30 protein-coding genes, 3 pseudogenes and 1 other annotated feature are annotated in these 26,685 nt (G+C 53.4%); of the genes and pseudogenes, 13 read left to right on the top strand and 20 right to left on the bottom strand.

Annotated features, from left to right (window positions below):
• Positions 1 to 21 precede the first annotated feature (21 nt).
• From rpsP to rplS, 4 genes are read left to right on the top strand one after another with little or no spacing between them, the layout of a single operon-like run.
• The gene (gene rpsP, locus FOV68_RS22130) at positions 22 to 270 is read left to right on the top strand and encodes a 30S ribosomal protein S16 (RefSeq protein WP_003849041.1); all 249 of its coding nucleotides are present in this window, start codon (positions 22 to 24) and stop codon (positions 268 to 270) included.
• Between the two features lie 18 nt (positions 271 to 288).
• Positions 289 to 837, top strand: a complete 549-nt coding sequence (rimM, locus tag FOV68_RS22125) for a ribosome maturation factor RimM (RefSeq protein ID WP_010248480.1) — start codon at positions 289 to 291, stop codon at positions 835 to 837.
• Positions 838 to 872: 35 nt separating this feature from the next.
• Positions 873 to 1,637: a tRNA (guanosine(37)-N1)-methyltransferase TrmD gene (trmD, locus tag FOV68_RS22120; protein WP_010248477.1), complete on the top strand. Its 765-nt coding sequence runs from the start codon at positions 873 to 875 to the stop codon at positions 1,635 to 1,637.
• Between the two features lie 44 nt (positions 1,638 to 1,681).
• On the top strand, positions 1,682 to 2,029 hold the full coding sequence (rplS, locus tag FOV68_RS22115; protein ID WP_003849035.1) for a 50S ribosomal protein L19: 348 nt from the start codon (positions 1,682 to 1,684) through the stop codon (positions 2,027 to 2,029).
• A gap of 147 nt (positions 2,030 to 2,176) precedes the next feature.
• Here rplS and FOV68_RS22110 read toward each other — a convergent pair whose 3' ends face one another.
• The 6 genes and pseudogenes from FOV68_RS22110 to FOV68_RS22085 all read right to left on the bottom strand — a co-directional run bounded on the left by FOV68_RS22110 (position 2,177) and on the right by FOV68_RS22085 (position 7,902).
• Complete coding sequence (locus FOV68_RS22110; RefSeq protein WP_074399310.1) at positions 2,177 to 2,407, bottom strand: ogr/Delta-like zinc finger family protein; 231 nt, start codon at positions 2,405 to 2,407, stop codon at positions 2,177 to 2,179.
• 70 nt (positions 2,408 to 2,477) lie between these two features.
• Positions 2,478 to 3,581 (bottom strand): phage late control D family protein, encoded by a 1,104-nt coding sequence (locus tag FOV68_RS22105; protein ID WP_143991559.1) that lies wholly within the window; start codon positions 3,579 to 3,581, stop codon positions 2,478 to 2,480.
• The gene (locus FOV68_RS22100; protein ID WP_010248695.1) at positions 3,578 to 4,063 is read right to left on the bottom strand and encodes a phage tail protein; all 486 of its coding nucleotides are present in this window, start codon (positions 4,061 to 4,063) and stop codon (positions 3,578 to 3,580) included. Before FOV68_RS22100 ends, FOV68_RS22105 begins: the two co-directional genes overlap by 4 nt.
• Positions 4,060 to 6,492: pseudogene (locus tag FOV68_RS22095) on the bottom strand (phage tail tape measure protein); the annotation flags it as partial. The gene FOV68_RS22100 and the pseudogene FOV68_RS22095, both read right to left, overlap by 4 nt.
• Positions 6,491 to 7,000 (bottom strand): annotated as a pseudogene (locus tag FOV68_RS22090) (P2 family phage major capsid protein); the annotation flags it as partial. The pseudogenes FOV68_RS22095 and FOV68_RS22090, both read right to left, overlap by 2 nt.
• 44 nt (positions 7,001 to 7,044) lie before the next feature.
• On the bottom strand, positions 7,045 to 7,902 hold the full coding sequence (locus tag FOV68_RS22085) for a GPO family capsid scaffolding protein (RefSeq protein WP_143991558.1): 858 nt from the start codon (positions 7,900 to 7,902) through the stop codon (positions 7,045 to 7,047).
• Between the two features lie 142 nt (positions 7,903 to 8,044).
• Here FOV68_RS22085 and FOV68_RS24615 point away from each other — a divergent pair.
• A pseudogene (locus FOV68_RS24615) lies at positions 8,045 to 8,125 on the top strand (hypothetical protein); the annotation flags it as partial.
• On the opposite strand, the gene FOV68_RS22080 reads toward FOV68_RS24615, so the two are convergent.
• The 9 genes from FOV68_RS22080 to FOV68_RS22035 all read right to left on the bottom strand — a co-directional run bounded on the left by FOV68_RS22080 (position 8,093) and on the right by FOV68_RS22035 (position 13,351).
• Positions 8,093 to 10,162: a replication endonuclease gene (locus FOV68_RS22080; protein WP_143991557.1), complete on the bottom strand. Its 2,070-nt coding sequence runs from the start codon at positions 10,160 to 10,162 to the stop codon at positions 8,093 to 8,095. The pseudogene FOV68_RS24615 and the gene FOV68_RS22080 overlap by 33 nt on opposite strands.
• Positions 10,162 to 10,566, bottom strand: a complete 405-nt coding sequence (locus FOV68_RS22075; RefSeq protein ID WP_143991556.1) for a hypothetical protein — start codon at positions 10,564 to 10,566, stop codon at positions 10,162 to 10,164. The genes FOV68_RS22080 and FOV68_RS22075 overlap by 1 nt, the downstream gene beginning before the upstream one ends.
• Positions 10,563 to 11,378, bottom strand: a complete 816-nt coding sequence (locus FOV68_RS22070) for a DNA adenine methylase (RefSeq protein WP_143991555.1) — start codon at positions 11,376 to 11,378, stop codon at positions 10,563 to 10,565. Before FOV68_RS22070 ends, FOV68_RS22075 begins: the two co-directional genes overlap by 4 nt.
• Positions 11,375 to 11,602: a TraR/DksA family transcriptional regulator gene (locus FOV68_RS22065; RefSeq protein ID WP_143991554.1), complete on the bottom strand. Its 228-nt coding sequence runs from the start codon at positions 11,600 to 11,602 to the stop codon at positions 11,375 to 11,377. Before FOV68_RS22065 ends, FOV68_RS22070 begins: the two co-directional genes overlap by 4 nt.
• Positions 11,602 to 11,829, bottom strand: a complete 228-nt coding sequence (locus FOV68_RS22060) for a DUF2732 family protein (protein ID WP_143991553.1) — start codon at positions 11,827 to 11,829, stop codon at positions 11,602 to 11,604. The genes FOV68_RS22065 and FOV68_RS22060 overlap by 1 nt, the downstream gene beginning before the upstream one ends.
• A 69-nt stretch (positions 11,830 to 11,898) precedes the next feature.
• The gene (locus tag FOV68_RS22055; protein ID WP_033786606.1) at positions 11,899 to 12,237 is read right to left on the bottom strand and encodes a DUF5347 family protein; all 339 of its coding nucleotides are present in this window, start codon (positions 12,235 to 12,237) and stop codon (positions 11,899 to 11,901) included.
• Positions 12,201 to 12,395 (bottom strand): phage filamentation protein Fil family protein, encoded by a 195-nt coding sequence (locus FOV68_RS22050; RefSeq protein ID WP_143991552.1) that lies wholly within the window; start codon positions 12,393 to 12,395, stop codon positions 12,201 to 12,203. Before FOV68_RS22050 ends, FOV68_RS22055 begins: the two co-directional genes overlap by 37 nt.
• A gap of 186 nt (positions 12,396 to 12,581) precedes the next feature.
• Entirely contained in the window at positions 12,582 to 13,091 is a 510-nt protein-coding gene (locus tag FOV68_RS22040; protein ID WP_143991551.1) for a phage regulatory CII family protein, read from the bottom strand.
• 35 nt (positions 13,092 to 13,126) lie between these two features.
• Positions 13,127 to 13,351, bottom strand: coding sequence for a hypothetical protein (locus FOV68_RS22035; RefSeq protein WP_045139711.1), 225 nt, complete (start codon positions 13,349 to 13,351; stop codon positions 13,127 to 13,129).
• A 122-nt stretch (positions 13,352 to 13,473) separates the two neighbouring features.
• On the opposite strand from FOV68_RS22035, the gene FOV68_RS22030 reads away from it, so the two are divergent.
• Genes FOV68_RS22030 through FOV68_RS22020 form a run of 3 tightly spaced genes read left to right on the top strand, consistent with a single transcriptional unit; the run spans position 13,474 to position 15,916 of the window.
• Positions 13,474 to 14,331, top strand: coding sequence for a phage repressor protein CI (locus FOV68_RS22030; RefSeq protein WP_143991550.1), 858 nt, complete (start codon positions 13,474 to 13,476; stop codon positions 14,329 to 14,331).
• A gap of 6 nt (positions 14,332 to 14,337) precedes the next feature.
• Positions 14,338 to 14,880, top strand: coding sequence for a hypothetical protein (locus tag FOV68_RS22025; protein ID WP_143991549.1), 543 nt, complete (start codon positions 14,338 to 14,340; stop codon positions 14,878 to 14,880).
• A 4-nt stretch (positions 14,881 to 14,884) separates the two neighbouring features.
• Positions 14,885 to 15,916 carry a tyrosine-type recombinase/integrase gene (locus tag FOV68_RS22020; RefSeq protein WP_143991548.1) on the top strand — a complete coding sequence of 344 codons (1,032 nt, stop codon included), beginning with the start codon at positions 14,885 to 14,887 and terminating at the stop codon, positions 15,914 to 15,916.
• Positions 15,917 to 16,120: 204 nt separating this feature from the next.
• Here FOV68_RS22020 and FOV68_RS22015 read toward each other — a convergent pair whose 3' ends face one another.
• Positions 16,121 to 16,663: a GNAT family N-acetyltransferase gene (locus tag FOV68_RS22015; RefSeq protein WP_031594469.1), complete on the bottom strand. Its 543-nt coding sequence runs from the start codon at positions 16,661 to 16,663 to the stop codon at positions 16,121 to 16,123.
• Positions 16,664 to 16,951: 288 nt separating this feature from the next.
• On the opposite strand from FOV68_RS22015, the gene FOV68_RS22010 reads away from it, so the two are divergent.
• Both FOV68_RS22010 and tyrA read left to right on the top strand, forming a co-directional pair.
• Positions 16,952 to 18,031 carry a 3-deoxy-7-phosphoheptulonate synthase gene (locus tag FOV68_RS22010; RefSeq protein ID WP_031594468.1) on the top strand — a complete coding sequence of 360 codons (1,080 nt, stop codon included), beginning with the start codon at positions 16,952 to 16,954 and terminating at the stop codon, positions 18,029 to 18,031.
• A 5-nt stretch (positions 18,032 to 18,036) separates the two neighbouring features.
• Entirely contained in the window at positions 18,037 to 19,158 is a 1,122-nt protein-coding gene (gene tyrA / locus FOV68_RS22005) for a bifunctional chorismate mutase/prephenate dehydrogenase (RefSeq protein WP_010248465.1), read from the top strand.
• A gap of 56 nt (positions 19,159 to 19,214) precedes the next feature.
• Here tyrA and pheA read toward each other — a convergent pair whose 3' ends face one another.
• The 4 genes from pheA to bamD all read right to left on the bottom strand — a co-directional run bounded on the left by pheA (position 19,215) and on the right by bamD (position 21,975).
• Positions 19,215 to 20,378, bottom strand: a complete 1,164-nt coding sequence (pheA, locus tag FOV68_RS22000) for a bifunctional chorismate mutase/prephenate dehydratase (protein ID WP_010248448.1) — start codon at positions 20,376 to 20,378, stop codon at positions 19,215 to 19,217.
• 22 nt (positions 20,379 to 20,400) lie between these two features.
• Positions 20,401 to 20,525, bottom strand: a sequence feature (Phe leader region).
• Positions 20,477 to 20,524, bottom strand: a complete 48-nt coding sequence (gene pheL / locus FOV68_RS24190; RefSeq protein ID WP_193586062.1) for a pheA operon leader peptide PheL — start codon at positions 20,522 to 20,524, stop codon at positions 20,477 to 20,479. Its footprint overlaps the feature before it by 48 nt.
• Before the next feature lie 101 nt (positions 20,526 to 20,626).
• Positions 20,627 to 20,962 carry a ribosome-associated translation inhibitor RaiA gene (raiA, locus tag FOV68_RS21995; RefSeq protein WP_003849030.1) on the bottom strand — a complete coding sequence of 112 codons (336 nt, stop codon included), beginning with the start codon at positions 20,960 to 20,962 and terminating at the stop codon, positions 20,627 to 20,629.
• Between the two features lie 281 nt (positions 20,963 to 21,243).
• Positions 21,244 to 21,975, bottom strand: coding sequence for an outer membrane protein assembly factor BamD (bamD, locus tag FOV68_RS21990; protein ID WP_010248444.1), 732 nt, complete (start codon positions 21,973 to 21,975; stop codon positions 21,244 to 21,246).
• Between the two features lie 129 nt (positions 21,976 to 22,104).
• Here bamD and rluD point away from each other — a divergent pair, with 129 nt between their 5' ends.
• The 3 genes from rluD to clpB all read left to right on the top strand — a co-directional run bounded on the left by rluD (position 22,105) and on the right by clpB (position 26,509).
• Entirely contained in the window at positions 22,105 to 23,082 is a 978-nt protein-coding gene (rluD, locus tag FOV68_RS21985; RefSeq protein ID WP_010248442.1) for a 23S rRNA pseudouridine(1911/1915/1917) synthase RluD, read from the top strand.
• Positions 23,082 to 23,810 carry a purine nucleoside phosphorylase YfiH gene (gene yfiH / locus FOV68_RS21980; RefSeq protein ID WP_143790309.1) on the top strand — a complete coding sequence of 243 codons (729 nt, stop codon included), beginning with the start codon at positions 23,082 to 23,084 and terminating at the stop codon, positions 23,808 to 23,810. The genes rluD and yfiH overlap by 1 nt, the downstream gene beginning before the upstream one ends.
• A gap of 113 nt (positions 23,811 to 23,923) precedes the next feature.
• Positions 23,924 to 26,509, top strand: a complete 2,586-nt coding sequence (gene clpB / locus FOV68_RS21975) for an ATP-dependent chaperone ClpB (protein ID WP_186289770.1) — start codon at positions 23,924 to 23,926, stop codon at positions 26,507 to 26,509.
• Positions 26,510 to 26,685: the final 176 nt, after the last annotated feature.

Below are 26,685 nucleotides of genomic sequence, written 5' to 3'. Positions count from 1 at the left end.
TTATTAACTGAAGAGGATGTTATGGTAACAATTCGTTTGGCACGTCACGGCGCTAAAAAGCGTCCGTTCTATCAGGTCGTCGTCACTGACAGCCGCAATGCACGCAACGGTCGTTTTATCGAGCGCGTTGGTTTCTTCAACCCGATCGCATCTGGTCAGGCTGAAGGTCTGCGTCTTGATCTGGATCGTATCGAGCACTGGGTTGGCCAGGGCGCAACGCTTTCTGATCGCGTTAACGCGCTGGTCAAAGAAGCTAAGAAAGCAGCTTAATCTGTCACGGTGGTAAGCATGAGCAGACAAATTGCCGCACAGCCTCCTGTTAACCCGATTGTATTGGGTAAGATGGGAGCCGCCTACGGTATTCGCGGCTGGCTCAAAGTGTTTTCCTCCACTGAAGACGCTGAAAGCATCTTCAACTACCAACCCTGGTTCATCCAGCGCGCCGGTAAATGGCAGCAGGTCGAACTGGACGGTTGGAAGCACCACAATCAGGACCTGATCATCAAAGTTAAAGGCATTGAAGATCGGGATGCGGCGGCTCAGTTAACCAATTGCGAAATTCAGGTTGACTCGACGCAGTTGCCATCGCTGGAAGAGGGCGACTACTACTGGAAAGACCTTATGGGCTGCCAGGTGGTTAACCTCGAAGGCTACGAGATGGGTAAAGTCATCGATATGATGGAAACCGGCTCGAACGACGTTCTCGTCGTTAAGGCAAACCTGAAGGATGCATTCGGTGCTCAGGAGCGGTTAATTCCGTTTCTTGATGAACAGGTTATCAGGAAAGTCGATCTCTCTACTGGCATCATTGAGGTAGATTGGGATCCTGGTTTTTGATCTCCGAATCGAACGGTAACGTAACGGCGAATACAATGTGGATTGGTGTTATTAGCCTGTTTCCAGAAATGTTTCGCGCTATTACCGATTACGGGGTAACTGGCCGGGCTGTAAAAAACGGTCTGCTCAGCATTCAGAGCTGGAGTCCTCGTGACTTCACGCACGACCGGCACCGTACCGTGGATGATCGTCCTTACGGCGGCGGACCGGGAATGCTGATGATGGTACAACCCTTACGGGATGCCATCTCCGCAGCGAAAGCAGCGGCAGGTGATGGGGCCAGGGTGATATATCTTTCACCTCAGGGTCGCAAACTGGACCAACAGGGCGTTTGCGAACTGGCGGCACGGGACAAGTTAATTCTGGTCTGTGGCCGTTATGAAGGGATTGATGAGCGCGTAATCCAGACCGAAATTGATGAAGAATGGTCAATCGGTGATTACGTTCTCAGCGGCGGGGAACTGCCAGCGATGACGATGATTGACGCAGTCGCCCGGTTTATTCCTGGCGTGCTCGGCAAGCAGGCGTCAGCCGATGAGGATTCGTTCTCGGAAGGTTTGCTGGATTGTCCGCACTATACCCGACCTGAAGTGTTAGATGGCGTGGAGGTCCCGGCAGTATTACTGTCAGGCAACCATGCTGATATTCGCCGCTGGCGTCTGAAGCAGTCGCTAGGCCGTACCTGGCTGAGAAGACCTGAACTTCTGGAAAACCTGGCTCTGACTGAAGAGCAAGCAAGGTTGCTGAATGAGTTCCAGCGGGAATCTCAGCAGCAACAAAACGATGATGTGGAAGAGTAAGCTCTTCCCCGACTATCAGTTTACCCAGGATATGAGATTTAATTATGAGCAACATTATCAAGCAAATTGAACAAGAGCAGATGAAACAGGACGTACCTTCCTTCCGCCCGGGTGATTCCGTGGAAGTGAAAGTATGGGTCGTTGAAGGTTCTAAAAAACGTCTGCAGGCATTCGAGGGCGTGGTTATCGCTATCCGTAACCGCGGTCTGCACTCTGCATTCACTGTTCGCAAAATTTCTAACGGCGAAGGCGTTGAGCGTGTATTCCAGACTCATTCACCTGTAATTGACAGCATCGCTGTTAAACGTCGTGGCGCTGTGCGTAAAGCCAAACTGTACTACCTGCGTGAGCGTACTGGTAAGTCTGCTCGTATTAAAGAGCGTCTTAACTAAGGTATCGCTAACGCGACATCTAAAAGTTAATAGCAAACAAGGGGTTAGCATGATGCTAACCCCTTTTTTTTGGGCCTTGTCCACGGATTGGCTACGCAGAATTATTTTGTAGTCAAATGTAGGCATTAAAAAACCCGCCGAAGCAGGTTAGAGCCAGAGTTGGCCTTGGGACGTTTTGGGGCCTCCACGGGCAGGGTGGGGCGGTACAGGATTTACTCTACCTGGGCACATGATTATATCGGTTACAGTTTCTAAGGATTTGAAGGTGCAGCCGCAGTTGATGTTCTGGCACTGGTTGTAACGTTCTTTTGTGTTCTCAGAGAGCACAACACTGCTGCGAGTGTGTGCAGCGTGAGAGCACTTTGGACAATTCATCATTTAGGATTCGCCCTGTTGAATATTTAACTTGATCATACCTATTGGTTATCCAAAAGGATAATTAATTTTACTATTGCAGGGTTTGGTCCTCAATTTTAACTTCAAGTTCGATACGTGTCGTATATCCGCTGTCAGCGGTCAGGCTATGCGTCAGCGTTGTGATGATCCATTCCCCCGCATCAATCTGCTGCTTGAACCCGTTTACCTTCACCGGCATTTCCGTGTAAAGCTCTGCGCGTCCCTTCGCCAGCTGGATTGAGAAGGTTGCAACACCACGCTGCAGGCGTTCCCACTGCATTTTGGCCGCCCGTTCGGCGTTGCCCCGGTTCGCGTAAGTGCGGCTCAGTACCAGCACGTTCTCGTCCGTGCCGATAAGGTAATCCCCTTGCTTCGCCTCCGGTTCCTTCTTTTTCTTCGCCGTGGTTTTACGTCGCCTGCGCTTCACCTTAGCCACCGGCTTCTTTGCCGGTTCGCGGGTATGCAGCCAGCTGGCAATCACGCCGGTGTATGCGTCCCGGTCCGCCAGGGTGAAGCGGTGGCGGTCCCCGTCCCTGCGCTGAAGGGTGATAACCGGCAGCGCTTTGCCGCTTGCCGTTTTCCCCTGCCCCTGGCGGATAAACAGCAGATTACCGTCTTTGACGCAGGCCACCGCACCGCACTGTTTAGCCAGACGCATCAGAAAGCTGGCGTCTGATTCGTTGGTCTGATCAAGATGGTCAATTTCTGTCGAGGCCATGTCCTCACCCATCGCCGTCTTCAGCTTATGCCGCCCGGCGATATCCCGGACAATTTCGCCCGCTGTGGTTTTGTGCCAGGACTTCTCCCGCTTCGTGTTCAGGGTCTGCCGGAAGTCCGCGCTGCGCGCCCGCAGCGTCAGGCGGTCAGGCGTGCCGCTGTGCTCGATTTCATCAACCACATAGCTGCCTTTCGGAAAAAGTGCCTCACCCTGCCAGCCCAGCGCCAGCGACAGCACGACGCCCCGGCGCGGCAGCTGCAGCTGGCCGTCCGCGTCGTCCAGCTCGATGTCCAGCTGATCCGCCTCAAAGCCCCGGTTGTCAGTGAGCGTCAGGCTCAGCAGGCGCTTTTCCAGCTTCTGCGTGATGTCTGCGCCGTCCATCGTCAGCCGGAACGCCGGTGAGTTCTGCTGGCCGTTAATCCACGGGCTGGTCATCATGAAAATAATCCTCCCGCTGCGGCGCTCACCTTTCCGGCGGCGGTGGCTGCTGCGCCCTGCATGGCAGACAACTGATCGCTGAGGCTGCCAAACATCTCGCCCAGCGATTCATCGGTGCGCTTCAGCGTCAGCGTGAATTCAATGCGGCGGCACACACCGCTGCTGAAGAACTCCGCTTTGGTCTGGCTCAGGCTTTCAATCACGAACATGCCGTAAATCGTCCCGCTGCCCTCGATAAGCGGCCACGCGCGGCCCAGCTCCGCAATCTGCTCCAGCGCGAACAGCGACAGCCTGCCGCCGGTAATCTCCGGCAGCAGCACGCCGGAAAGCGTCAGCGTGTCGTTGTCCGGGCCTAAAAACTGCAGCGACGGCCTCACGCCCACGCGACTGTTTGACGGGAAACGCCAGCTGCGCTGATACTGCAGTTCCTGATAGGGCACCGTTTTTAGCATGAAAACAAATAAGCCCAGCGTCATCATCATTCCTCAAATCCTCCCCTGTCCCGGTAACTGCTGCGGGCGCGGGCCTGCGCCTGCCGCTCTTTTGCCTCCAGCCTGCGCATCACCTCATCAACCAGATCCTGCTGGCTCTGTCCCGGCTGCTGCACGATGGTGAAGGAGGCGTGAATCTGCGGCGCAGCTGCTTGTGCAGCACTGCCACTCATGCGCGGTGCTTCCTGCCGGTACGCCTGAACTGGCAGGCTCAGCGGGTGCAGGGGCTTTGTCTCCGCCGTCGCTGCGCCGCCCAGCGTAAGCGCCGCCAGTGCCGCCAGCCGTGCGGTGCTCCGGCGGCTGGTCACGTTCGCCGGACCGCTGACCAGCTCCGGCCCGTTTTCACCGGCCACACCAAACTTGCCGGACGGGATAAAGCCGCCGCTGTCGTACATGCCCGCAAATCCGGGGAACCCGCCCGGCGGCAGGGATACACCGCCGCCCGTTTTTACTGTTGCCGGTCGCGGCAGCTGCGGCCCGCCGGACTTATCGCCGCCCGGCTTCAGAAAGTCCGGCAGGTAGTCGGTCAGTGACGACAGCTTGTTTTTGATGGCGTCCCACTTCTGGCTGATGCCCGCCATCAGGCCGTCAATCATCTGTGAACCGGCCTCCTGAAACCGCGCGGGCAGCGCCTTCGCGTCGGCGACAATCTCGCCCCACTTTGTGCTGATGTAGGTGCGGATCGCGGTCCAGACGCTGCTGACCTTTGTGCTGATACCGTCCCACAGCGCGGCAAGTTTCGGCCCCAGCGTGTCCCAGTTCTGCCAGATAAGCAGCGCCCCGGCGGCAATCAGCCCGATAACGGCTAAAATCGGGTTTGCGAACATCAGCCGCCCCAGCCACAGCACGCCGTTCCCCACGATGCCGATGGCGCTTTTAATCAGTCCGAAGGCGCTGAATGCTTTGATACCTAACACGCTGAAGCTGAGCCGCAGCAGCGCAAGCGGTCCCAGCACTGCCGCCAGGCCGATCATGAACGTGCCCAGCATCAGCACCACCGCCGATATGACCGCCGCTGCTTTCACCAGCGTGCCCGCCAGCTCTTTATTGTTTTCTACCCAGCGGCGGGTCACGCCAGTTACTTTCTTCACCATATTCATGATGTCCATCAGCGGCGTGCGCAGTGAATCGCCCAGGCCGCTCATGGTGTTTGACACCCCGGTTTTAGTCAGCATCCACTGCGCCGAAAGCGAGTCCTTGTTAATGTCAGATTCTTTCTGCATCGAACCTTTTGCAGCATCCCCCTGTGTCAGTGCCAGCTGCCTGCGCAGCTCCGGCATGTTATTGACAAGCTTTGCCGCTGCAGGGCCGAACTCCTTGCCAAAGAGCATCGTCAGCGCGGGCACTCTCTTGCTGTCCGGCAGTTTTTTAACCTTTTCCAGCACGCGCATGATGGTGCCCATAGCATCCGTGGTCATCTGCTTTTCAATCTTTGCCGGATCGAGTTTCAGCAGGTCCATGCCGTCCATAAACCGGTTACTCTGCATCGTGGCTATAGACAGCTCGCGCACCATGGCATTAGCGGAACTGGCCGCAATCTCTGAGGTGGCACCCAGCGTAAGGAATGTTGAACCCAGCGCCGCCACCTGTCGGAAGTTCATCCTGTCGGCCACACCACCCATACGCTGTAGCACATCAATGATGTCCGCCCCTTTGGACATGGCGTTATCGTCCAGGTAGTTCAGCGCGTCGCCCAGCTGCTCAATGTTGCGCGTGGGGATTTTGTAAAGCTGGGCAATCTTGCCCAGCCCTTCGGCCAGCTCACCGGCGGGCAGTTCAAACGCTGTGGACGCCTTCGCCGCCGTGTTGGCAAAGGCCATCAGATCGCGCTTCTGGTCCTCATAGGAATCGTTCTGGTTAGTCACGCCCATGCGCGCGCCACCTTCAACCAGCGCGGCGTAGTCAATCGCGCCGTTTTCCATTGGCAGTTGCTCACTGGCGGCCTTAATGGCGGCCTGCATGTCATAGAACTGCCTCGTGCGGTTGCCGCTGTCGTCGCGAAGCCCGTTAACCTGCTTTGCCACGCCCTTCATGGCGTCTTCCATTGCCGCTGATGCATGCACGGAGGCCAGCACCGGTGCGCCCATTGCCAGCCCGGCAGCAGACGTTGCCGCACCGGCTCCTGCCACGCGATCGCGCACCTCAAGCGATCGAGAATATCGCTCACGTACCGCGCTCAGCTTTGCCTGTCGCTCTCCCAGCTTTTTAAGCGACAGCTGCTGCCGGTCAATGGCGGCGCGCGCCTCATCCGACTGACTTTTCAGCTCGCGCTGTGCCTGGCTCAGTTTCTTCGTGTCGATACCGGCAGCGCCCAGCGCCTCACGCTGACGCTGCACCGACAGGCGTAGCCCGTTATAAGTCTGCTGCAGCTGGCTGGCGCGGTTTTTTGCCTGCTCCAGCACGCGGGCCTGCGCGGCGGTAGCCGATATTCACGTCCTGCAGCAGCGGGTTCTGCACGCGGTTTGAGGTTTTCTCACGCTTCAGGCCGTTGAAGCCGATCATGATGCGGTCCAGCGCCTGACGCTTCACGATGGCGTCACGGATGCGCACCTGGAAATCGCTGAACTTCGCCCACATGTCCAGCTTTGAATAAGGCAGCGCGGTGTCAAAGTTGGTCTGCGTGCATTTGTAGCCGTCGCCGTCGATGTAGGTCGGATCGGTCGGCTCGCGCTCTTTCTGGGTGGTATCGGTGGTGCCCGCAATGGTGGTGCCGATCCCCAGCCCCAGCCGTTCGCCGCTCTGCTCACTGACCGGCATGATGTTGATGGCCTGCAGGAACGCGGAAGACTCCTGAATTTTGCTTTCCAGCGTCTGCGACACGGACGGCTCAATGGTGAATTTGCTGTTCAGCGCGGACAGGTCAATCTTGTTGATTTCTGCCAGCACCGACATGTAAGCATTCAGCTTAAAACGGGTAGTATTTTTCATCGCTTCGCTTTCTCTGTTCGTTAAAAAGGTTTGCCGCCGCTGTATCAGCAGTCGGTGCGCACTTCGCCGCCGCTGCCGTTACCCTGCGTGCGCGGGCGGACCTGCTGGCGGCCATCTTCCCGGCTCAGCTGCTGCTGCAGTTCGGTAAAGTCCGCCTGCAGCTTTTCGCGCTTCAGCACTTCCTCACCCAGCGCACTGCTGAAATGTGATTTCAGGCTGTCGGCCTGTTCGCTTAGCGCCGTTTCAATACGTGCGCTCAGGTCCTGCTGCTCCGTGGCGATCAGCTCAACGGCCTGATGAACGTCGCTGAATCGGGCCGCGTCGGTCTGCTGCTGTTTGCTGAACATCGCTTTGATGCGGGTAAACAGGGCGGGCTTTTCGTCGGCCACGTCCTCAAACTCGATCAGGGTTTCTTCAGCGGCAGAGAAAACGTTGTCAGGATGCTGCTTGCGGTTTGCCAGCGGGTTCGCCCCGGCGCTGGCGCTGAACTGCAGCATTTCCGTGCCGAGGCTGGCCGGATCGTCGGTCACGGCCAGGCCAATCAGATAGGCCGCACCGGTGTCCGCGAATTCAGGGCGGATTTCCATAGAGGTGAAGATTTTCTGCATGGTGCCGGTCAGTGTGACCAGCTCATCAGTCGGGTTGATCAGGGCATACAGCCCCAGCTTGCCTTTCAGCGGGCCGTTACTGATTTCTTCGGCGTCCAGCTTCTCTACCACGCCGAAGCGACGAAACGGGCTGTCAGGCGTATAGCCCTTGATGTGCTCCATGTTGATCACGGCGGTGTACAGCTCAGGGCTGTAATTTGCCGCCATCTGTTCAAGCCAGCTGCGCTCGATGGTGCGCCCGTCCGTGGTGGCACCTTCCACCCCGATACGAAAACGCTTTGCTTTCTTTGCCATTGTCCAGGCTCCGGTCAGTAAAACTCTGTGAGGCTCTATGGTTGCGGCGGCAGGGGTATCGAAACAACGCGCGGACGTTGTGCGGGAAACCACACAATGCGGGATGGCGGAAAAGGAAGCGGCGGGGCCGTATTTTGGCTGCATGAACATGACACCCGCCCCCGACGACCTCGATCCCCGCAGGCAGGCTTTACTGCTGTACTTTCAGGGATACCGGAATGCCCCCTGAAATGTTCAGTTTTTCATCAGGGGGACAGTTATTGCCACGAGTCCAAGGGGCGCGAGCGCCCTGGTCGGCTGTCGCCTCCTGAACGTCAACGGCCTTACGGACCATTTTCCACTTCGTTGCGTGCGTGCAGATGCGGCCCGCCACTAACGGGGACCAGATGCCATAAATGCGGGTGCCGTGATCGCCGTAAGGGGTTGGCTCGTCGTTAAGCTCGTAAGCAGTTCTGACGATGTGATGTTTACGCGGAACCAGAACGCCGCCCTGCTTCATGATGTAGGTGGCAAAACAGCCAACATCTGCAGCGGCCAGCACTGCGTCCAGCTGCGCATTTTCAAGCACCGGCGCACCGGCTTTTTTATCGCTCTGATTTCTCAGCGCCTGACGGGCAAGCACACGCAGTTCCCGGTAAGCCTGGCGGCCCGGAATGCCAAAGAAACGGAACTGCTGAACACGGTGAAGTGATGCCCACGCGCCCACGTTCTCTGCGTTGTCACGCAGTGATTTACCGGTTTCTGCACTGATTTCATCCGATAGTCCGCGCCCATCGATATTCTTGCTGACGTATTTAGCGATATAGCTGGTCGGTGTTCCCTTACGCGGATCAATAAGCAGCGCCTTAAATCGCGGCTCTGTATTGCCGCCAAGCTCTTCACGGTCTTCACGGATGGCGAACTTTTTCAGCAGAGCAGTGACTGAGCGGCGCTCCTTTTTGCGCATAAAGCACAGCATGTGCCAGTGCACGGTGCCATCATGATGTGGCTCTGCAACCCGCACGCCATACCAGCGCATACCGGTTTTGTGCATGGCCTTACGGAAAGAGGCAAACGTATCGACCAGATAATCACTGCTCTGGCGAACCGTGGCCGTGGTCCACTTCGGATTCGGCCTGCCGTTGCTCAGGGTGGCGTGGAAGCGCGACGGACAGGTGATGGTGTAGAACATGGCGCAGTCGCCGCGCATTTCCGCGATAAGCTCAAGCCCCTTAACACAGGCCATCATCTCAAGGCGGCGGTTAGCGGGATTGCTGTTACTGGCGTTAACCACATCTTCCATATCCAGCGTATCGCCTTCATCGCTAACCAGCTCATGCGAACGGAAGAACTCCAGAGACTTCCTACGCTGCTCACGCTTATGGATCACCGCCTCAAAGCTGACGTAAGGAGACGCTTTTTTGTTGACCAGGCAGACTGCGCGCAGTTGCTCTTCACGCCATTCACAGCGAAGCTGCCACAGCTTGCGATACCACCAGTCCGCGCAGAGCATACGGGCCAGCGAGGGCGGGATCAGATCATAGGGCACGGGCTTGCGACGGCGCTTTTTGCGGCGCAGTTGTTCAAAGGCCGGGGGGATTACGTCCAGGCGCATCGCTTCCGCAGCAACAAGCTCCCATGCCTGGCGGACCTGCTCTGGCTTCACGTCGTCACTGACGAACAGATGGCCGCTGGCTTTATCAAGACACATGCTCATGTGCGCAGCGACCAGCGTTGATAAACGCTTGACCTGATTCTGGTTCATTTCAGGCAACGCCAGCAAGCCATCCAGCCCGTCGTGACCGGCCATAAACCGGAAGGAGGCAGAAACCTGGCTTTCTCGCACGCGGGCCAGCCTTTCAAGGCATGGGCGGATGGTTTCGCGCAGGTAACGGGAATAAGCCTTAGGCCTGCCGAGATTGTGGAAAAACTTAACGCGCTCCATGAGAGGCTTACTGATGTGCGAAGGCTGGGCGCTGACATCGGCCACGATAACCAGATCGGGATTGTGTTGCTGCTGTTCGCGGGCCATCTTTGCCCGGCTGACAATTCTGTCCTGCACAATTTCGCGCTGGACAGGATCGCGGGACTCGTTGAAAAAATAGCGGTCCCAAACCTCATCACTCATTGCCTCACGGCGCAGCTGCTCCTGCTCGTTATCTGCAGCATAAAGACTGATCAGGTTTGAAAGCGCGGACACCGGCGCAACTTCCGCCGGGTCCAGCTGTGGATTGATTGCCTTCTTAGGGGCATTCCACGGATATGCAAACTCAGCGGACATTAAACCGCCTTCAGTATTGCAGCAAGGCGGGTGATAAGCTGCGCCTGAGCATCTTCTGGTGATTCCGGTCCACCAAGAGCGCCGTAACTCGCAAACAGATCTGCAACTTCACTGCCAATTAGCTCACTCAGCAGCACTTCATGAGAAGGGGTATCCTCAACCACGTAATTACAGGTGTAATCAAATTCACTTCCCGCTGGTGCCTGGCGTTTGTCTACCATCACTGCACAGCCACACACGCGGCCCCAGCTTACCGTTTCTACTTCTTTGTCCCATCCATCAAAGAGAAAATCGCCAATCATGCTTTCTGCGGCATTTTTAGCTTTTTCAGCCGTGTCGTAAGTTTCATAGCCATGCTCACTGCTGTAAGCAAAAAACTCTGGCGCACGAATATTAATAGTCATGATGCAATCCTTTTTTGTTGTGATACTGGTGTGCGAATAGCGATGATTTCCGATGCGCGCTTGCCTTCACCGGCAGCAACGCCAACGGAGCGGGCGGCAGTGACTTTGGTCAGGCAAAATTCGCGGTAGATGCTGCGGGTAAAAAGTGTGTCGCTGTTTGAAACGATGACCGGGTTACGCTCAGAGATACCCAGCAGGATGCAGGCCAGCGAGTGCTGATCATCGTCGCTGAACCCATCGGTGTGATAAGCGGTGAATGTGCCGTGATACGGCGGATCGCAGTACACGACATCACCGGCATGGACCATACTCAGGGTTTCGTTATACCCCAGACATTCAAATGTCGCGCGCTGAGCCTTTACGGCAAACGCTTCGATTTCGGCCAGCGGGAAATATGGCTCTTTATAATTGCCGTAGGGGTTATTGAATTCACCGCGCTTGTTATATCGGCAAAGGCCACGATAGCCGTGGCGATTCAGGTAGAGGAATTGCGCTGCACGTTCCAGCAATGACAGCGACGCGCTGAAATTGAAGTCATTGCGAACCTTATAATAACTCTCTTCAGTTTTGTTCTGATTGAAGAGCGAGGCCGCCACAACAATAAACGGGCGCGTATGCTCTTTGACCTGGCGATAGAGGTTAATCAGATCGGGATTAACATCCGCCACCAGATAGGCCGGGTAATCCGTATTCATCATGACCGCACATGAACCGGCAAACGGCTCAACCAGACGATCACCGGCGGGCAGGTGCTTAATCAGTTCAGGCATCAGACCGGACTTGCTGCCGGCCCATTTCAGGATGGTTTTCATAATGCCGCCCCTTTGTAATGCACGCTTTTCAGCTCACTGATTTCTTTGCAGGTCACGCAGAGGGAAACGCCCGGCAGTGCGCGGCGGCGCTTCTCCGGGATTTCTTCGCCGCACGACAGGCAGAAAAACTCACTCGCCCCTGCCGGGCGGTGAGTAGCGTTAGCCAGATTGCGCGCCAGTTCTTCCTGCACGCGCTGCTGTATCATATCCATTGAATCGGCCATCAGTGCAGCTCCTGCGCCTGGTTCTCAAAGCGTTCCGCCTCTTTGTCCAGCAACTCGATGATTTCCGCTGCGGACATTTCATTTTTACGGGCATGAATTGCCAGTGCGGCCAGCCGGATAGAAACGGACAGCGCATCATCACTAAGCTGTTCGGTTTTGGCCTTACTCAGCAGGACGGCCAGCGCGTCCTCATCGGCTTTAAAATTACGGGTCTCGATATTTCGCATTTCTCTTTCTCCTGAATTCGGGCAAAAAAATGCCCGGCGGGTTTACGCCATTTAATTTCGTTGGGTTAATTAATTAGGTAACGTCAGATTCTTTGGAAATAAACTCACGACTGCCTTTAAGTGATTCATCGCGCTAATCAGCGCCGTTAATTCGTCACTCGTCAGTTCACTGAAATCAACGCTGTGACGTTCTTTGCTGATATTTGCCAGGAAGAATATTGCGCTCAGTGCGCGGCCATTTTGTTCAGCCTGGTGATCGCGCTTATTACGCATATCTGCGATAAAGCGTTTGAGTTCGTGGCTGCAATCGCCGTACATCATGGTACGAAGCGCAGAGATATGATTAAGCGCACTTGCACGCTGCCCCGCGTTCATCTGAACAGTGATACTCTCAGCTTTGTAACCCATGATTCTTTCCTCTTACCGGTTAATTCTGCCAGCAGTTCGGCCTGTGAAATTGCCGGATGCCAGCGCTTACCTGCTTTAGTCTCTAACCACCCATGCCCTGAAGCTGCTAACTGCTGTGGTGGTGACTGATTTTTTAAAAGCCTCACAAATATCGGCATAAATCATTCTTCCCCTTTTTAACTTCTCTTACGTTTTCACCCCGAAAGCGATCACCATTTACCAGGGTAAAAAATCCACTGCCATCGCCAGATATTGACGGGTATTAGAGCGCGACATCTTCCGCATCCACTGACATATCGTTTCCGCGATAGCGAAAGTAATAAGTAAATCCTTCGCCCATAGTCTTAGCTCATGCCAATTGACGAACCGAGCGCACCAGCAATGTCTACAGTTGATGCGATGGTGGGGTTTGAATGAATACGCGCCTGTACAGCCAGAGCCGCCAGCATCATGCAACGAATGCCGGTATTAGCAGCTTCAACAATCCCGCGACGGCATGAGGTGGTAATGCTGGCGTGATTAGCAGCACTGGCAGCAAGCGTCCCGACCTGGGCGGAAGCATTGAGCACGTAAGCCGGAAATTTTTCAGCGGCATGTTCATTGACAGGAACACACGGCAGACAGTGCAGCTGCGCCAGCATCCCATCCATCAGCGTTGCGTCCTCGGTCAGATCAGTAAGCAGCAGCACTTCAGGAACGGTCAGCTGATGCACCTGATCAGGATTCAGTTTGTTACGAAGAGTCTGCACTTTCATGCCCGCTTGCTGGGCCAGCTTCACCATATTGTGGGACAGCGCAAACTTGCGGCAGGCGTCGTTATAGTGGCTATGGGTGGAAGTCTTAAAATCAAACATGGTCATTCCTATGCTCAACTTAAATAATTAAGTTGTTACGCAGCGACGTAGCGGCAGTTGACACCTTGAGCGAGCAAACGCGCGCGGAAGGCAACCATGTTGATGCGTGCAGCACCACCAATTTTTTTACGTGGCATAACAAGCAGATCACCGTCTTCAACCATCTGTTTCACGGTGCGAAGGCTGTAGCCATAAGCCTGTGCGAACTGTTCATAGGTCATCAGATCGGGGCCGCTAGGTATTGTAATTTGATTGGTCATCGGGGATTATCTCCAGTTGGTAGCTTTTGTAGTGCATTGGCGTGCATTTTGGCTTACGGGGTGGATGATATGATCCAATTGAGTGATTGTAAAGTAACCCCTATGGAATATTTGAGGGAATCATGTCTAACGCTTTAGGTGATGCAAAAGAGATTTTAGAAAGAATCCTTAGTTCTTATGGTGTTAGATCAAGACCTGAGCTTGCTGAACTTTTGCAGATCCCCTTACCAACTATCAATAATTGGGTTGCAAGAAGCAGCTTGCCCGGTGACTACATTATCCAGTGCGCTATAGATACTGGTGCGGACTTAAAGTGGCTAATTTCAGGCGAACTTGAAAATGTAAGATTAAAGGCAGCTCCGCATGATTTTACAAAAGGTAAAGAATTGCACGAGCAGCTTTTAGCTAATGGCGGAAAGCAAGTGGTTCAGAGGATTCTGCATGCTTACGGGTTTACCATGCAGAAAGAACTTGGAGACTTGTTAGGGATTCCCTCCGGCACAATGAGTGCGTGGGTTCGTCGCGACTATTTCCCAGGCGACGTTGTCATAACCTGTGCGTTGGATACTGGCGTTTCTCTAAGATGGCTTGCTACTGGCATTGGTGAAATGACTGCGCGGAACAATTGTGAACAAATGTCATCCAGTGAAATTGTAACGATTGAAAAATATTCCCTCTTTAACGGTGAGCTAAACAAGACAGGCTTATGGGTATGCGACCCTAGTCTGATTGCAGAAACGGTGAATAACCCAGCGTTAGTGGAAAAGGGGAGTAATAAATGGATTGTAGATCTAGAAGTGAAAGCTATAGGTAATGGATTATGGTTAATAAATATTGATGGAGTGAATGATGTTTATACAGTATCCCGAATTCCAGGAAACAAGATAAATATTAAAAATTCATCATCTAATTTTGATTGTAAGATAGAAGATGTTGAATGCGTCGGAATGGTTTATCTCACACTGATGGAAAATAACTAAGTCATTATGAAAATTAAAATAGCTCTCACAATTTGCTGTTTTGCTGCCTTTGCTCACTCTGCTTGGGCTGCTCCTGAGATGTTCAAAGATTCGAAAGCCATGATGGAAGATCACAATGACTATCCACCAGAGAACGGCTCTTATAAGGTTCTGAGCAAAAAACCTTTGCATGTACAAATTTTACCTACCATCTTCAAAGGTGACGTTGAAAGAAATATTAAGTATGAGGCTAATAAAGCAGCTGTCTACGCTGCTTACCGAGTGTTGTTTCAGACTCCAGCTAATACGATCAAAGTAACTGTGCTACCTAGAGAATTAGATGTTCAAACCCATAAATATACACCTGCTCCTAAATACGCATTCACTTTTTCTCTTAGCAGAGAAAAAGCTTTAAAACTTTCAAGCCAATATGCTGGCATTGACAATTCAGATGATTTATTCCAGAACGATGGTTATCAGTGGGCTGAGTCATTCCGCGCTTGTTGCTATTCCGACAGAGGAAATCCCGGTTTAGCCGCATTTGTTCAAGAATTGAAAAACAGCAGGTGATTTGGTGGCAATAAAGAAACTTGTTTCTGGTGAATGGATAGCTGATTTTTATTTAGATGGGCGCGGCAGTCGACGTGTCAGGAAAAGCTTTGCGACAAAAGGTGAAGCGGTAGCTTTTGAAGATTACACGCGCGCTGAGGCCGGAAACAAACCGTGGATAAAAGAGAAGGAGGATCGCCGCAAGCTTAGTGAGCTGATAAATCTCTGGGATTCTCTGCATGGGCAGTCGCTCAAGGCCGTCAAATCTCGTAAGGCTAAATTAGATATTGTGTGTGCCGGACTAGGTGATCCGATAGCCTCTCAATTGACGGCAAAAGATTGGGCGCATTATCGTGACCAGCGCTTGAAAGGTAAAATTTCTAATGGCTATCACGACGATGAATCAAAGTGGAAAGTAAAGCCTATTACTGTCAACAGAGAGCAAAACTATCTTGCCGCTGTTTTCAATGAACTGAAGCGATTAGGGGAATGGACTTTACCTAACCCACTGGAAGGTGTCAGGACGTTCCGGGAAGACGAAAAGGAAATGTCCTGGCTTACCTTAAGGCAGATCACAGAACTTCTGAATGGCTGCGAGCTTTACGGAAAGCCAGACTTAAAGATGATATGCAAAGTTTGCCTGGCTACTGGCGCGCGCTGGACTGAAGCGGAAACCTTGACCCGTTCACAGCTATCACCTAATAAACTTTCATTCTTTAAAACTAAAGGCGGTAAAAACAGAACGGTTCCTATCCAGGCATGGCTTTATGACGAGCTAAAGGAACGGCAGGGCAGGATGTTTAAGCCATGCTATCAGGATTTCAAGAAGATGCTGGCTACTACTACTATCCAGCTTATAGAAGGTCAGAAGACCCATGTGCTACGGCACACTTTTGCCAGCCATTTTATGATGAACGGTGGCAACATTCTGGTGCTTCAAAGAATACTCGGTCACGCTAACATCCGTGAAACCATGAAGTATGCTCATTTTGCTCCAGACCATTTAGAAGAAGCGGCGGCGCTTAATCCTCTGACAAGTTTAATGTCCACAAATTGACTACCCAGCTTGTACGTGCTCGCATTTGGTTGCACCAGATATATAGCTAACTAACTGTTTTATAAATAAATAGCTTATGTATCAATGGTGTCTTGAAAAAGCGTCTTAACTAAGGTATCGCTAACGCGACATCTAAAAGTTAATAGCAAACAAGGGGTTGGCATCTGCCAGCCCCTTTTTTTATGTCACTGCCAGCCTTGCTGCCTATAGGTAACAGGCGTCCGGCCGCTGAAAATGATAAATCGCGGTATTAACCGGCCCCTCCTCTAATACGATCAGGCCATAGCGACAGCCAATGAACTGACCACCGCACTTCTCAGCCACGCCCCGACTGGCCAGGTTATCCTCTGCTGCCAGAATCTCAATCACCCGGGTCTCTGGGCGTGAAAACCCCAGCGGCAGCAACGCGGCTACCGCGCGGCTGGCGATTCCCTGACGCTGGGCATCACTGCGAACCCAGTAGCCAATTGCGCTGATGTCACCCGGATGACGGGCAAAGCGTATTCCTGCGCCCCCCAGCAGCTGGTCATGCTGATCAACGATGGCAAACTCTTCCGCTTCCTCTTTCATCCGTTGCCAGTGGGTAAAGCGGATCCAGCTTTCTGCTTCATGCGGCTGATAATCGTGATGCGCCCAGACCATCCACGGGATAAGGCTGTCCAGAGAGGCGTTAACCGCAGTGGTAAACGCAGATACGTCGCTGAGCTCAAAAGGTCGCAGATAAATATTTTGTGGTGATGGGCGCATAACTCTCTCAGCGCGAACAGAATGATTTTTTTATTCTGCATGTGGGTAGCAGAAAAGCAATAACCTTGACTGTAAACTTATTTTTACATATGAGTTTGGTTTTTTGTGGGCAGGGCTTGAATTATTTCTATGATTTTATTGGGTATTTTAAGTGTATTTCGCGCCTTGCTTGATCCGTGGTAATAAAGGTGTACATATAATATTGCGCTATGTATTGTCTGTGATACAGTATTTGCATTCCTCAGTGAGGAGTCCATGACTGCCAATACGAGCCAAAGGATCGCCATCATGCAAAAAGACGCGCTGAACAATGTGCATATCGCCGGTGAACAGGTATTAATCACGCCTGAAGAGCTGAAAGCGAAGTTTCCACTGACCACCGAACAGCAGGATCAGGTCGCGGCGTCGCGCCAGACCATCTCTGACATTATTGCCGGCCGCGATCCGCGTCTGCTGGTAGTGTGCGGACCCTGCTCAATTCACGATACCGAAGTGGCACTGGAATATGCTCGTCGTCTGCAAACCCTTTCCGAACAGCTGAAAGATCAGCTGTTTATCGTGATGCGCGTCTATTTTGAAAAACCTCGTACCACCGTCGGCTGGAAAGGGCTGATCAACGATCCTTTCATGGATAACTCGTTTGATATGGAAGCGGGTCTGCACATTGCGCGCCAGCTGCTGGTGAACCTGGTTGAAATGGGTTTGCCTCTGGCCACTGAAGCGCTGGATCCTAATAGCCCGCAATATCTGGGCGACCTGTTCAGCTGGTCTGCCATTGGCGCCCGTACCACTGAATCGCAGACGCACCGTGAAATGGCCTCGGGCCTGTCGATGCCGGTAGGCTTTAAAAATGGCACCGATGGCAGTCTGGGAACGGCAATCAACGCCATGCGTGCAGCCGCAATGCCACACCGTTTTGTCGGGATTAATCAGGCCGGTCAGGTCTGCCTGCTGCAGACTCAGGGCAATCCGGATGGTCACGTGATCCTGCGTGGCGGCAAAGCGCCGAACTACGGTCCTGAAGATGTCGCGCAGTGTGAAAAAGAGATGCTCAAGGCGGGACTGCGTCCAGCCTTAATGATAGATTGCAGCCATGGTAATTCGAACAAAGACTACAGCCGTCAGCCTGGCGTAGCGGAATCCGCTATTGCGCAGATCAAAGACGGGAACCGTTCAATCATTGGTTTGATGCTGGAAAGCCATATCAATGAAGGTAACCAGTCTTCTGAGCAGCCACGCAGCGAAATGAAGTATGGCGTTTCCGTAACCGATGCATGCATCAACTGGGAAGTGACCGAAACGTTGCTGCGTGAAATGCATCAGGATCTGCAGGGAGTGCTGTCGGCGCGTCTGTCACAAGAGGTGTAAGAGCAATGGTGGCTGAACTGACCGCGTTACGCGATCAAATTGACAGTGTAGATAAAGCGCTGCTTGACCTGCTGGCTAAGCGACTGGAACTGGTGGCCGAGGTAGGTGAGGTGAAGAGCCGTTACGGCCTGCCTATCTATGTGCCTGAGCGTGAAGCGTCGATGCTGGCTTCGCGTCGCAAAGAGGCCGAAGCACTCGGCGTACCACCGGATCTGATTGAGGATGTGCTGCGTCGCGTGATGCGGGAATCCTATACCAGCGAGAATGACAAAGGTTTTAAAACCCTCTGTCCTGAACTGCGCCCGGTGGTCATTGTCGGTGGTAAGGGCCAGATGGGCCGGCTGTTTGAAAAAATGCTCGGGCTATCTGGCTATACGGTTAAAACGCTGGATAAAGAGGACTGGCCTCAGGCTGAGACTCTGCTAAGCGATGCCGGAATGGTGATCATTAGCGTGCCGATTCACCTGACCGAGCAGGTGATTGCCCAACTGCCACCACTGCCGGAAGATTGTATTCTGGTCGATCTGGCGTCGGTCAAAAACCGGCCTCTGCAGGCGATGCTGGCTGCCCATAACGGGCCTGTGCTGGGTCTGCATCCGATGTTTGGCCCGGACAGCGGCAGCCTGGCAAAACAGGTGGTGGTCTGGTGTGATGGACGACAACCGGAAGCGTATCAGTGGTTCCTGGAGCAGATTCAGGTCTGGGGTGCGCGTCTGCATCGTATCAGCGCTGTTGAGCATGACCAGAATATGGCATTCATTCAGGCGCTGCGTCACTTTGCTACCTTCGCTTATGGTCTGCATTTAGCCGAAGAGAACGTCAATCTGGATCAGCTGCTGGCGCTCTCGTCGCCAATTTACCGGCTGGAACTGGCGATGGTGGGGCGGTTGTTCGCTCAGGATCCGCAGCTCTATGCGGATATCATCATGTCTTCAGAGAGTAATCTGGCGCTGATAAAACGCTATTACCAGCGGTTTGGTGAAGCGATTGCACTGCTGGAGCAGGGCGATAAGCAGGCGTTTATCGCCAGCTTTAACCGGGTTGAACAGTGGTTTGGCGATCACGCAAAACGTTTCCTGGTCGAAAGCCGAAGCCTGCTGCGATCGGCCAATGACAGCCGCCCATAAATGACAGCCATCCATCAATGAAAAAGGCATCCAGTTGGATGCCTTTTTTTCTTCTTTTATTCGCCAGGTTCAGCGGGCACCACATTTTCGCTGGGGTAACAGCCCAGTACCTTCAGAGAGCGGGTCATGGTCTGTAATTCCTGCAGCGCCTGCTGCATCCGCTCCGATTGCAGGTTGCCCTGAACATCAATGTAAAACATCTCTTCCCACGGATTACCATTAATCGGGCGGGACTCCAGCTTGCTCATAATCAGGTTGTGCTGACGCAGTACCAGCAGCGCGTCGACCAGCGCACCCGCCTGCTGGCCGGTTGCCATAATCAGCGTGGTTTTCGCTGGCACCTGGTCAGAAACCTCGATTGCTTTGCGGGCCAGCACGATAAAGCGGGTGTGGTTCTGCTGCTGATTCGCCAGATTACGTTCCAGCACCTGCAACTGATAGAGTTCGCCACCGGCTTCACTGCCCAGCGCCGCCACCTTAGGTGAGTTGAGCGCAGCCACTTTCTCCATCGCTGCCGCGGTACTCTCGGTATATTCGATTTTCCAGTGCGGGAAACGATTAATAAACTGGCTGCACTGCTGGAACGGTTGAGGATGGCTGTAAACCGTCTCAATCTGCTGAAGATCGGTGGGGCCATTCACCAGCACGCAGTGGTCGATAGGCAATGTCAGCTCGCCCACGATTGAGAGGCTGGTCTGTTGCAGCAGATCGTAGACATCGTTGATAGAGCCTGAACTGGTATTCTCAATCGGCATCACGGCGTAATCAGCTACGCCATTTTCGACCTGTTTGATGATGTCGTGAAACTTCAGGCAGCCACACTCCACCATGCTATCGAAATGGCGCGACGCGTAGTTACGTGCTGCAAGATGCGAATAAGAGCCTTTCGGGCCCAGGAAGGCGATACGGGCGGCATGCGCATGGGGATGGTTGAGGTTTTTTTGCAGCAGCGCTTGCTGAGTCAGCACGGAATCTTCAATTACCAGCTGGAACAGACGGGTGATGTAGTGCGCATCCAGGTTGTGTGCCTTACCCAGCACGATAAGATTTTCCAGTAGCGCGCGTTCGCGCTCCACATCCCGAATCGGGCGATGCGTCGCCAGTTTCGCTTGTGCAACTTCCACTGCCAGCAAACGACGCTCGGCCAGCAGCGTCAGAAGTTTTTTATCCACGGCGCTGATTTTATCGCGTAGCGCCAGCAATGGATTATCGGGATTCATAGGGCTCACCTGTATGCTATCCAAAAAAAAAGCCTCCCGGTTGGGAGGCTTCGGTGTTCGTCTTCGCTTTCATTTTCACACGACGAATGGCCTCCCGTTCAGGGGAAGGTAAAAAAGAAAGCGAAGAAAAACAGATCAGATTTCATTGTAATGTCCGAAAAGAGAGTGACCTGAGAGTAACCGTACTGCTTAAAAGCTGTCAATAAAAAACGCGCCCGCAGGCGCGTTAAGAAACAGCGTTAAGAAAATCAGGACTCTTCGTCGGCGGGAATGATGTCTTTCACGCTGGCACTGGCGCGGCGTGCTTCAGACTTGTGCTGAACTTTATTCAGCTGACGCTCGAGCTTGGCAATCAAATCGTTGATAGCGGTATACATATCATCGTGCTTGGCGCTGGCCACCAGAGTCCCGTTAGGTGTGTTAATAGTGGCGTCAGCCACGAATTCTTTGGGCTCTTTGGAAAGGACAATATGCGGATTAATCAGGTCGGTTTGCCATTTTTCGAGCTTGGCGAGACGGTCTTCGACATGGCTTCGGATTGCCGGAGTGATGTCCATTTGTTTACTGGTAATGTTCAGAATCATCGTTCTTACCTCTCTGTCATTTCCGTCTTGGTCTTCTCAGCATAGCGCGAAAAAGCGTTCAATGTGGGATTTCGATCACGAAAAAATGTCACTTTTTGTCAGTCACAACATTCTGTGAGAAAGGCAGAGAAACTGGCCGAAATGGCTTGAAGCGAAACGATTAACACGGCATGCTTGATGAGTTAGCTCGCTGAGATCAGATCCAAATCTGACTGTTCTGTGAGCAAAAAAAAGCAGCCCTGAGAGGCTGCTTTTTTTATGGCTGGAAATCTGTCTGACTATCAGCTTTTGTTAGCTGCAATGATTTTCGCCACTTTATCGGCTTCAGCGTTCAACTGCAGATTGCGGTAAGCATTCTCCATCAGCGGCAGAGCATCGTGTGTTGCCTGCGTATCCGGATAATCGCGCATCATACCTTCGACACGGTTAACAACCGCGACATAAGCCTCACGCTTAGTATAGAATTGCGCCACTGACAGCTCATATTTAGCCAGACGGTCTTTCAGATAGACCAGGCGTTTCTGAGCATCAGCCGCATACTGGCTGTTCGGGTAACTCCGCAGCAGCTGGGAGAAGTCGCGGAAAGCATCACGAGCGTGCGTCGGATCGCGGTCAGAACGATCAATACCAAAGAAGCCCTGCAGCGCGGAGTCATCCAGCGCCATGTCCGTCAGACCTTTCATATAGATGACATAGTCAATGTTCGGATGCGTGGGGTTCAGACGCATAAAGCGAGCAATGGCAGCCTGCGCCAGGGGCAGATCGGCATTTTTATAGTACGCGTAGATTAAATCCAGCTGCACCTGCTGCGAATAAGGACCGAACGGATAACGATTATCCAGCGCTTCCAGTTGCTTAATCGCAGCTTTAAAGTTACCGTCCTGCAGCTTTTGCTGCGCTGTAGCATAGATTTCAGAAGGCGGGCTGTCCGGTACCGCGTCATTTGAGCCGGAACAACCAACAAGTGCCAGGCTCAGTGTGGCAGCAGCCACCAGATGTTTCATACGCGTCATGACGAAGTGATTATCCTCAAATGTTATGGCGGAAGCTGTCCGTATAGCTCCCGGTAATGACCAGGTACGATAGCACATTATATTAAACGGCATCGCCGTGAAAACCCAACGTTAACGAAGAAGCTGTATATGGCACAACAAGTTCAACTCACCGCAACGGTATCCGAATCACAACTCGGACAACGTTTAGATCAGACTTTGGCGGAATTGTTCCCTGATTATTCACGTTCTCGCATAAAAGAGTGGATCCTCGATCGTCGCGTTACTGTAAACGGCGTCATGGTCGATACACCCAAAGAAAAAGTGCTGGGCGGCGAGCTGGTCGCGATTGACGCTGAGATCGAGGAGGCGCAGCGCTGGGAACCGCAGAATCTGCCACTCGACATCGTTTATGAAGATGAAGACATTATTGTCATCAACAAACCACGCGACTTCGTGGTTCACCCTGGCGCCGGTAATCCGGATGGCACGGTATTAAACGCTTTACTTCATCACTATCCGGCGATTATGGATGTGCCGCGCGCGGGCATCGTACACCGCCTGGATAAAGACACCACCGGTTTAATGGTGGTCGCGAAAACCGTTCCGGCTCAGACGCATCTGGTGGACTCGCTGCAGCGTCGCGAAATCACCCGTGAATATGAAGCGGTTGCGATTGGCAATATGACTGCGGGCGGCACCGTTGAGCAGCCTATCAGCCGTCACTCAACTAAACGCACTCACATGGCGGTACACCCAATGGGTAAACCGGCGGTCACTCATTACCGCATCATGGAGCACTTCCGGGCCCATACCCGTCTGCGCCTGCGTCTGGAAACCGGTCGTACTCACCAGATCCGTGTGCATATGTCTCACATCAGTCATCCGCTGGTGGGCGATCCGCTTTACGGTGGCCGTCCGCGTCCGCCAAAAGGCGCGTCAGAGGCATTTATTACTACGCTGCGCGGTTTCGATCGTCAGGCACTGCACGCCACGATGTTGCGCCTCTATCACCCTATCAGCGGGATTGAAATGGAATTCCATGCTGCGCTTCCGCAGGACATGGTTGATCTAATCGCGGCGTTAAAAGCAGACACTGAAGAATTTAAAGACCAGTTGAATTGGTGATGAATCTGATTACTCCTCAATGGCCCGCTCCGTCACGCGTTCGGGCCTGCTCGACGCAGCGACAGGGCGGCATCAGCACATCGCCCTGGGATGCACTGAATGTTGGCGGGCACGTGGGGGATAATCCGGATGCGGTGGCGGGTAACCGGCAGTTGCTGATGGAAGAGGCGGGTTTGCCTGCCATGCCGCAGTGGCTGGATCAGGTTCATGGCACTGAGGTTGTGCGTCTGGCTGCAGGGGGAAGTACGCCATTACGTGCTGATGCCTGTATTACCGATCAGCCCGGCGTCGTCTGCGCCATCATGACCGCTGACTGTCTTCCGGTCCTGTTCTGTTCGCAGGATGGCACGGAAGTGGCGGCGGCACATGCAGGCTGGCGCGGACTTTGTGCGGGTGTACTGGAAAATACGCTGGCGCAGTTTCGTTCGCCACCTGATCAGATTCATGCCTGGCTTGGACCGGCAATCGGACCTGATGCGTTTGAGGTCGGTGCCGAAGTGCGTCAGGCCTTTATGGCTCAGGATCCCCGGGCTGTGCAGGCTTTCCGTCCATCAGGTGACCGCTTTTACGCCGACATCGGCCTGCTGGCGCGGATGCGACTGCAGGCAGCGGGCGTGAATTCAGTCAGCGCCAGCAGCCGTTGTACCTTTACGCAGCGCGACGATTTCTTCTCTTTCCGCCGCGATGGGATCACCGGGCGTATGGCAACTTTGATCTGGCTGTTATAACCTTACGCCATAAGACGGTCCAGTTAGCGTATTTTTTACTCAAATCTCAGGTCATTAACCTTGAAATTTTGAGGGATGACCTCATTTAATCTCCAGTAGCATTTTGACCTGTAATGGGAGGAATTATGCGTCTGGATCGTCTTACTAACAAATTTCAACTGGCTCTCGCCGACGCGCAGTCCCTCGCTCTGGGACACGACAATCAATTCATTGAACCTCTGCATCTGATGAGCGCATTGCTCAAACAGGAAGGCGGATCGGTTTCACCTTTACTGACTTCGGCCGGTGTCGACGTTACGCCATTTCGCGCTCAGGTTGAGCAGGCTATTGATCGCCTGCCACAAGTTGAGGGCAGCGAAGGCGATGTACAACCCTCATCTGACCTCGTCCGGGTATTAAACCTGTGCGACAAGCTGGCGCAGAAGCGCAACGATAACTTTATTTCATCCGAATTATTTGTTCTGGCCGCGCTGGAATCACGGGGCTCACTGGCCGATCTGCTCAAAGCAGCGGGCGCAACGCGTGAAAAAATCACCAGTGCGATTGAACAGATGCGGGGAGGAGACAACGTGAACGATCAGGGGGCTGAAGATCAGCGCCAGGCTTTAAAAAAATACACTATCGACCTGACCGAGCGGGCAGAGAAGGGCAAACTCGATCCGGTCATCGGTCGTGATGAAGAGATTCGCCGCACCATCCAGGTTCTGCAGCGCCGTACCAAAAATAACCCGGTACTGATTGGTGAACCTGGCGTAGGTAAAACCGCGATTGTCGAAGGGCTGGCGCAGCGCATCATCAATGGTGAAGTGCCTGAGGGTCTGAAAGGACGTCGGGTACTGGCACTGGATATGGGTGCGCTGGTGGCCGGGGCGAAATATCGCGGTGAATTCGAAGAGCGTCTGAAAGGCGTACTGAGTGACCTGTCGAAACAGGAAGGCAACGTCATTCTGTTTATCGACGAGCTGCACACCATGGTGGGAGCCGGTAAAGCGGACGGTGCGATGGACGCCGGCAATATGCTTAAACCTGCGCTGGCGCGTGGTGAACTGCACTGTGTGGGTGCCACTACGCTTGATGAGTATCGCCAGTACATTGAAAAAGATGCCGCGCTGGAGCGTCGTTTCCAGAAAGTCTTTGTGGCTGAGCCAAGTGTGGAAGATACCATCGCCATTCTGCGTGGTCTGAAAGAGCGTTATGAACTGCATCACCATGTGCAGATCACTGACCCGGCGATTGTCGCGGCGGCGACCCTGTCTCATCGTTATATTGCTGACCGGCAGCTGCCGGATAAAGCGATTGACCTGATCGATGAGGCAGCTTCCAGCATTCGTATGCAGATGGACTCGAAGCCGGAGTCACTGGATCGCCTGGAGCGCCGTATCATTCAGCTGAAGCTGGAGCAGCAGGCGCTGAAGAAAGAGGCGGACGATGCCAGCATCAAGCGTCTTGAGATGCTGGAAACCGAGCTCAACCAGAAAGAGCGCGAATATGCCGAGCTGGAAGATGAGTGGAAGACAGAGAAAGCCTCGCTGTCCGGCACGCAGAACGTTAAAGCGGAACTTGAGCAGGCGCGTCTGAATTTAGAGCAGGCACGTCGCCAGGGTGACCTCGCTCAGATGTCAGAGCTGCAGTACGGTAAAATTCCGGCACTGGAAAAACAGTTAGCCGCAGCGACTCAGGCGGAAGGCAAGACCATGAAGTTACTGCGTAACCGGGTAACCGATGTGGAGATTGCCGATGTGCTGGCACGCTGGACCGGTATTCCGGTCGCACGAATGATGGAAGGTGAGCGCGATAAGTTACTGCGCATGGAGCAGGACTTACATGGCCGGGTCATCGGACAGGATGAAGCGGTTGAGGCGGTATCAAATGCTATTCGCCGTAGTCGCGCAGGCCTTTCTGATCCAAACCGGCCTATCGGTTCCTTCCTGTTCCTGGGGCCAACCGGGGTCGGTAAGACCGAACTGTGTAAAGCGCTGGCTAATTTCCTGTTCGACAGTGACGATGCGATGGTTCGTATCGACATGTCTGAATTTATGGAAAAACACTCAGTATCACGGCTGGTGGGTGCACCTCCGGGCTACGTCGGCTATGAAGAGGGCGGTTATCTGACCGAAGCTGTGCGCCGTCGGCCTTATTCGGTCATCCTGCTGGATGAAGTAGAGAAAGCGCATCCTGATGTCTTCAACATTCTGCTGCAGGTGCTGGATGATGGGCGTCTGACGGATGGGCAGGGCCGGACGGTCGATTTCCGTAACAGCGTGGTGATTATGACCTCCAACCTGGGATCAGATTTAATCCAGGAGCGGTTCGGCAATCTCAGTTACCCGGAAATGAAAGATATCGTGATGGGTGTGGTCGGACAGCATTTCCGTCCTGAGTTCGTCAACCGTATTGATGAGGTGGTGGTGTTCCATCCGCTGGCTGAGAAACATATTGCGTCCATTGCGCAGATTCAGCTGCAGCGGCTGTACAAACGTCTGGATGAACGGGGTTATCAGCTGCACATCTCTGATGATGCGATCAAACTGCTGGCGGAGAACGGGTATGATCCGGTCTACGGTGCACGTCCGCTGAAACGTGCGATACAGCAGCAGATCGAGAACCCGCTGGCTCAGCAGATCCTTGCCGGTTCGCTGGTGCCAGGCAAAACCATCGAAATGGATGTGGAGAACAACATCATTACTGCACATCAGTAAGGTGTGGAATGAAAAACGGGCCTCTGGCCCGTTTTTTTTTGCCCTTTTGAGGGGTTTTTGCTTATTTAATACTCCTTTTGAGTGCGAAATGAACGGTCAGTAAAAAAGTCTCAATTTGCACTTGCGCTATCTGAGCCGTTCCCTATAATGCGCCTCCACTGACACGGCAAACCGGA

The organism is Pantoea sp. paga (assembly GCF_007558755.1).
Classification (GTDB): domain Bacteria; phylum Pseudomonadota; class Gammaproteobacteria; order Enterobacterales; family Enterobacteriaceae; genus Pantoea; species Pantoea agglomerans.
Note: the sequence above shows the minus strand (reverse complement) of the source record. Positions and strands in the feature narration are given on the sequence as shown.